6 protein-coding genes are annotated in these 7,364 nt (G+C 22.6%); all 6 read left to right on the top strand.

Annotation, left to right across the window (positions count from 1 at the left end):
- Positions 1-136, top strand: a 136-nt coding sequence (locus tag MBORA_RS11460) for a CDP-glycerol glycerophosphotransferase family protein (RefSeq protein WP_156482708.1), incomplete at its 5' end; no start/stop codon positions are given.
- A gap of 73 nt (positions 137-209) precedes the next feature.
- Positions 210-1,535, top strand: coding sequence for an ATP-grasp domain-containing protein (locus MBORA_RS07515; protein WP_220607607.1), 1,326 nt, complete (start codon positions 210-212; stop codon positions 1,533-1,535).
- An 18-nt stretch (positions 1,536-1,553) separates the two neighbouring features.
- Positions 1,554-3,395, top strand: a complete 1,842-nt coding sequence (locus tag MBORA_RS07510; protein ID WP_063720484.1) for a glycosyltransferase — start codon at positions 1,554-1,556, stop codon at positions 3,393-3,395.
- Between the two features lie 16 nt (positions 3,396-3,411).
- The gene (locus MBORA_RS07505) at positions 3,412-4,629 is read left to right on the top strand and encodes a glycosyltransferase family 2 protein (protein WP_042692530.1); all 1,218 of its coding nucleotides are present in this window, start codon (positions 3,412-3,414) and stop codon (positions 4,627-4,629) included.
- Positions 4,630-4,649: 20 nt separating this feature from the next.
- Positions 4,650-5,975, top strand: a complete 1,326-nt coding sequence (locus MBORA_RS07500) for a CDP-glycerol glycerophosphotransferase family protein (protein WP_063720483.1) — start codon at positions 4,650-4,652, stop codon at positions 5,973-5,975.
- 263 nt (positions 5,976-6,238) lie between these two features.
- On the top strand, positions 6,239-7,364 hold a 1,126-nt coding region (locus MBORA_RS07495; protein WP_157944460.1), incomplete at its 3' end, for a hypothetical protein.

The raw sequence follows: 7,364 nt of genomic DNA, 5'->3' as shown, positions 1-7,364 counted from the left end.
TGAGTTAGTTAATGCAATTAGAAATATTGATGATGTTGTAAATGAATATGAAATTAAATATGATGAGTTTTATAAAAGATTCTGTTCTTTGTGCAAGGGAAAATCCGCAAAAAAAATAATCAAAAAAATTTTTTAAATATTAAAAAAAACTACGAGTAATTAATTAAGTAATGTTAAATAAATTTTGTTAGATGGTTTAAGTGAGTATTATGAAGAATGTTTTAGTATTTCCATGTGGTTCAGAGATTGGTTTAGAAATTAATAATGCTTTAAAGTATTGTAAGGATTTTGTTTTGTTTGGTGGTTCTAGTATTGATGATCATGGAAAATATGTTTATAATAATTATATTCCCAATATTCCTTTTATTGATGATGATAATTTTTTAGAGTTTATAAATTCTGTAATTGAAAAATATAGTATCGATTTAATTTATCCTGCTCATGATGATGTTGTTTTAAAGTTAGCTCAATTAAAAAACCAACTTAATGCACATGTTGTTGTTTCAAACGATAGAACTTGTGATATTTGCAGATCCAAAAGTAAAACCTATGATTTTTTTAAAGATGAGAATTTTATTCCTAAGTATTATGATATTAAAAAAGATGATTTTTACTCAGATGAGAAAGCTGAAAAGATTAATAAAGTTTTAGATAAGGAATTTCCTATTTTTTTAAAGCCAGATGTTGGACAAGGTGCTAAAGGAGTAGCTATTGCTAATAATTTTGATGATTTAAAACGCCATTTTAATGAAAATCCTGGATTGATTGCTGTTGAATATTTGCCTTATGAAGAGTATACAATTGATTGCTTTTCATCTAATGATAGATTATTATATTGTGAAAAAAGAGAACGTATTAGAGTTAAAGATGGTATTAGTGTAAATGCAACTACTATTAAAACTGAACAAATTATAAAAGACATTGCTAAAAAAATTAATTCTAAGTTGTCTTTTGATGGGGCTTGGTTTTTTCAGCTAAAAAAGGATAAAAATAATCAATATAAATTATTGGAAATTGCTCCTAGAATTGCTGGAACAATGGCATTACATAGGAATACTGGAATTAATTTTCCTCTTTTAACATTATATTCTCATTTAGGTATTGATGTGAATGTAATGACAAATGATAATAAATTAACTATTGATAGAGCGCTTATGAATAGATTTAAATATGAAATAAACTATAATCGTGTGTATCTTGATTTTGATGATACAGTTTTTGTTAAAGGAAAAGTTAACACATTTTTAATGATGTTTTTATACCAGTGTGTTAATGAAGATAAGGAGATTATACTTATTACAAAGCATGTTAAAAATATTAAGGAAACATTAAAAGAACTTAAAATTGATATTAATTTGTTTAATGATATTATTTCTTTAACAAAAGATGATGAAAAATATAAATTTATAGATTCAAGTGTTGCATCAATTTTCATTGATGATTCATTTAGTGAAAGATTTTCTATTTCAGATAAATTAAATATTCCTGTCTTTGATTTAGATGCAATAGAATCATTAATTAATTGGAAAATGTAGTTTTATAGGGGATAAATAATGTCTTGTGACTTTGAGTATAAATTATCTGTTGTTGTTTTAGTTTATAATACTGAGTATTATCTTGAAGAGTGTTTAGATTCTCTTGTTAATCAGACTTTAGATGGTATTGAGATTATTTGTGTTAATGATGAGAGTACTGACGGTAGTTTGAATATTCTTAGAAAATATGCTAGAGAGTATGATAATATTAAAATTATCGATCAAAAAAATCAGGGTGGTGCCATTGCGGGTAATAATGGTCTTAAAGTGGCTAAAGGGGAGTATGTTACTTTAATGGATTCTGATGATATAGTTGTACTTGATGCTTATGAAAAAATGTATAAAAAAGCAAAAGAAACTAATTCAGATATTGTCAGTGGTAAACCTAATTTTTATATTAGTGGTTTTCAAAGAGAGGTCATTAAAAAAAATAATATTTGGGATGGGGAAAAAACATTCAATATTGATGAGTACTTAGACATATTTTATGATGTTTTTTATTGGAATAAGATTTATAAAAGAGAATTAATTGAAAAACATGATATTTATATGATTCCAGGCAAGATTTATGCAGATGTTCCATTAGTATTTAGAGCATATTTATTTGCTAATAAAATTAGTATTATTCCAGATTTAGTTTATTTATGGCGTCGACGCTCACAAGAAGATATTATTCAAGGAAATAGTGATATTTCAATAAGTAAGAGTTTACTTGATATTAAAAATATGGAAGATAGACTTTCCACTTATTATTATTTAAAAGATTATTTCACTGAAACAAACAATGAAAAATACTTTAATCGTGTAATAAAGACTTATTTAGAAAGATTTTTTTATCCAATTAATGGAATTTTGAAAGATAAAAACTTTAAAAAGGCTTATTTAAATGTTTTAAAAGATATTTTATGTGACATCGATGATGTTTATGATAATAATTTAGATTTAAAATATAATTTATTTATTTATTTTATTCTAAATGATTTGTCTGATGAATTAGATGATTTTTTAAATTTTGATTTAAAAGAACAATCAACTATTGTTAAAAATAATAAAACTTATTGGAATTTAAAATACTTTGATAATTCTAAATACAATATTCCTGTTGAATTATTTGAAATTAAAAAAGTTGAAGAGAATTTTATAAAAATAGACGATTTATATTCTGATTCACAGTATATCTATTTTAAAAATGTTAAAATACCAATAAATATTGAAGTTAATAGTGTGAATATTTCTTTTGTAGGTTTAACTAAAAAATATGGAATATTGGAAGAGAATATTTATTCGTTCAATCTTGAAGAAAATGATGAAATAAATTCTTTTAGTGGAAAAATTAACCTTGATGATTTGGATAATATTAATACATATGACATTTTCTTAGAAGTTGTATCTATTGGTGGAAATAAAGAATTATTTCGATTAAAAGAATTTAATTTTTTAAAGAATAATGTAAAAATATTAAGTAGAAATCCTAATATTAAATTCCATTTTACAAAATTTGGTAACTTTTCTATTATAAGTTCTTATTGTAAAGATTTTTTTGAAATTTTTGCTAATGATAATTGCATAAGAATTATTCCTAATAAAAACAAACCTATTAATTATAAAATTTACATAGAATACAAAAGAAAATATGATAGAGTTTATTTCACTTTTGATGAAGATAATAGGGAATTTTATCTTGAATGGAAATATGCATTAGATAAAAATATTTTATATAATATCTATTTAGAAATAGGTAGAGGCAGATTCAAATTATCTAAAAATCAATTAAATAATTTTAATGATCAAGTAATTAAATATGGTAACAATAAAATAAAGCTCTATAACTCAAATAATATTGGGATTATAATGAAATAATATTTAAATTGATAATATGTCTGTTGATGATGTAATAAGTAGGGATAAAGTTGAAAATCCTTTAATTAGTATTGTTATTCCAATTTTTAACACAGAAGAATATCTTGAAGAAAGTTTAGATAGTGTTGTAAATCAAACATTGACAGATTTAGAGATAATTTGTATTAATGATAATTCTACTGATGATTCTTTAAAACTATTAAAAGAATATGCTAAAAAAGATAAAAGAATTATTATTATTAATAATAATGAACGTTTAGGCCCATCAGTATGTAGGAATATAGGTTTAGAAAATGTTTCCGGGGAGTATATTGTTTTTCATGATTCTGATGATTTTATAGAGTTAGATGCATATGAAAAACTTTATAATTTTTCAAACAAATTTAATCCAGATTTTGTTGTTTTTGATGCTTTAAGGGTTAATGATGAGTGTGTCATATGGGAAAGTATATTGCATGATATTTCAATATCTGGAGAAATTTTTCCAAAAACAAATATTTTAGAGTGCAATGAATTAATTTATGATACGACTTCTTGGAATAAATTCATTAAAAAGAATTTTTTTGATAAATATAATTTTAAATTTTCTGAAGGAAGAGTATATCAAGATATTTTATTTTCAATACAATTATTTTGTGCAAGTGATTGTGTAGGAGTATATCCTGAAGTTAAATATTATTGGCGAGTTAGAGATGATTCTATTACTCAAAAGGTTAATAATATAAAAAATCTTCAAGATCGTATTTTTATAACAAAAGAAGTAATTAATGTTCTTAAATCATCAAAACATGAAATATTACTTGAAAATTTATATAAAAAACTGGTAGAAATTGACATATTACAATTTATAAATGAATTAGATAATTGTGATGATGAGTATAAGAGAATTATGTATGAAATAGTAAAACCATTTGTTAAAAAATTACCTCATGATTTTTTTAAGAATTTAAACTATATAGACAAAGTTAAATATGATTTATTTTTAAATGGGAATTTTGAAAGTTTAAATTCATTACTTGTAGAATTAAATATTCAAAAAACAATTATTAGTATGATGAAAGAAGAGTATGAATATAATAAAACATACATTACTAAACTTAAAAACAGTAATTTAAATGCTATGTCTAAAAATAATAATTTAAAAGAGGAAATTAGAATTATTAAATCAACAAAGGGTTGGTTTAAATATAAAATCATAAATATTTATAGAAGAATTTTTAATAAAATTGATTAAATGTATTTATGGAGGATATGATGGGAGATTGTGAAAATTTGCAGAAATATATTTCAGAATATGTTGGTGATAAACCAATTGATGAATGGAAATTAGAATTTCAAGATAATCCTGAATTATATTATGAAATTGCTAAATATAAAGGATATGGGGTTCCTAAAAGGTATAAAAAAGCTGTTAATAAGTATTTTGTTGTTGAAAATTTATTTTTTTTTGAAAGTAATTTAGCTAGGCAATATAGTGGAAACCCTCGTTATATTTATGAAAAATTGATAGAAAGATTTCCTAATTTTATTTATGTTTGGGCATATGATGGAAATCCTAAAAATATTCCCGGCAATCCAATAGTTGTTAAAAGATCATCTAATGAGTATTATAAGTATCTTGCAAAAGCACGTGTTATAATTAATAATACAACTTTTCCTATTTATATCCATCGTGAAGATACGTTTTATCTTCAAACTTGGCATGGAACGCCTTATAAATTACTACATTGGGACAAGAATAATGAAAAAAAGTCAAATCCACAATTTTATATTAAATCTAGAGGTTGGAACGCGTTATTATCTCCTAATAATTATTCTACTGAAAAATTTAAATCTGCATTTAGATATGATGGTGAAATATTAGAATTAGGATATCCGGCTAATGATATTTTTTATAATAAAGAGAAATATGATGCTAAACGTGATGAAGTGAGAAATAAGTTAGGTATAAGTTCTGATAATTTAGTATATTTGTATGCACCTACTTGGAGGGATGAAGGTCACTTAGGTAATTCAAAATTTAAGTTTAATTTAATGTTAAATACAGAAAAATTCTTAGAACATGCACCTCAAGGTTCTATTTTATTAGTTAGAGGTCATCATATGAGTGAAGTTACTGAAGAACTTAAACATCTTCATGGGAGCTCTATTGATGTTAGTGAATGGGATGATGTTGTAGAAATTATATGTGCTGCTGATGTATTAATTACAGATTATTCTTCAATTGTTTTTGATTGGTATTGTACTAAAAAACCAGTTTTATATTATGTTCCAGACTTAAAACATTATGAAAATAAATTAAGAGGTTCTTATTTTGATATTCATAAAATAAATTGTGGTTCTGTTTGTGAAACTGAAGAAGAATTGTATAAAAATATTAATGTTGATGATGCACCATTTTATGAGGAATTTTATAATATATTTTGTTCAGTGCATAATGGAGAATCAGCAGATAAAGTTGTTGATTTTTTAATAAAAAGAAAAAAGATTCCATTTAAAAATAAAATTTATCAGAATATTAAAAAAGTTTATAGACTTATTAAAAAAGTTTATAGAAAAATTTTTAATTGTATTTTTTAAAATAAGTTAATAAAAACGTATATTCTAAATAATACTACTAAATAATCTTTTTTTTAAGAATTTAATGATTTATATTAACTTATTTTTTTTGAATAAATTAATCCTTGAGTACTAATTAAAAATATATACAAAAAAATATAATATATTTAATAGTTTAATATTTTTAATTTTAATATTATCCTTAATCAATTATTACTTTATATCAAATAATAAAGAGAATTTACATGAATCTATTAATTAATTTGGCTAAAAAATCGAAGAAGATGAGTAAAAATAAATATAAAAGAATATATTATAAGTTATTTAAAAAATATTATAAGTTTAATGATTATAAAAATGTTAAGTTAGATATTTGTGAAGATAAAATTCTTTTTATTTTTCAAAAAGATAAGATAATTCCAAATTTATTTATATGTATTAAGCATAGATCATCTAAAAAAAATTTAGAAAAAGAAATAAAATCTTCTACCGTTAGTGTATCATTTGAAGAATTAGTTGGATTGGCAGATTATGGTATTTTTGATTTTTATTTAAAATTTAATAATAATCTTTCTATTATTAAAGAAAGAATTAAATGTAGTAATGTTCAACTAAAGCAAATTAAAACAAAAAAATTGCTATTAGAACCATATTTGACTATTAACCATAATTTATCATTAAAAGTTAGTAAAGATTATCAGGTTCATAGATTAAGGGTTGTTGATGATAAATTATTAATTAAAGGTAATTATGGTTTTATTGATGATAAGTTTGATAAAATTTTTGAGATTAAACATAGATCTTCTGGATGGAGATGGGAACAAAAAATCAAATCTTCAGAAATAAGTTTTCCATTAAATGAATTATTTGAAATAGCTGATAAGGGTATTTTTGATTTATATATTAAAATAAAAGATGAAAATTTTTATTCTAAAAAAAGAATTAGATATTATTTTAAAAATCAATCATTTAAGTTGATTATTAAAGAAAAATGTTGTATACTATCTGCTTATTCTACAATATTAGATACTTTATCATTTAAACTTATAAAGACTGATTTTGATCATAATATTGACTATTTGGATTTACATAATGATAATAAAATATCAATTAAAGGAAATTTTAATATTTTAAATGATGATATTAAAAATATTTCTAGAGTAATGGTTATTTCTAAAACCCGCGATGATTTGAATGTTAATAGTTTTGATATGAATTTTGATTGTTTGGGTGATGGTTGTTTTTGTTTTGATGGTTTTTTGGATGGTGTTAGGTTTTTTGATGATAGGGTTTTGAATTTGAGGTTGGATTTTTATATTCGTGTTTATGATGGTGATGTTTATTATGAGAGTTTGATTGATTTGTCTAATTTTAAGAGTTTTGAGAATGATGAGGATCGTTTTTTGATTA

It is taken from the genome of Methanobrevibacter oralis, from assembly GCF_001639275.1.
In the GTDB taxonomy this organism is placed as follows: domain Archaea; phylum Methanobacteriota; class Methanobacteria; order Methanobacteriales; family Methanobacteriaceae; genus Methanocatella; species Methanocatella oralis.
This window is presented reverse-complemented; position numbering and strand designations above follow the sequence as displayed.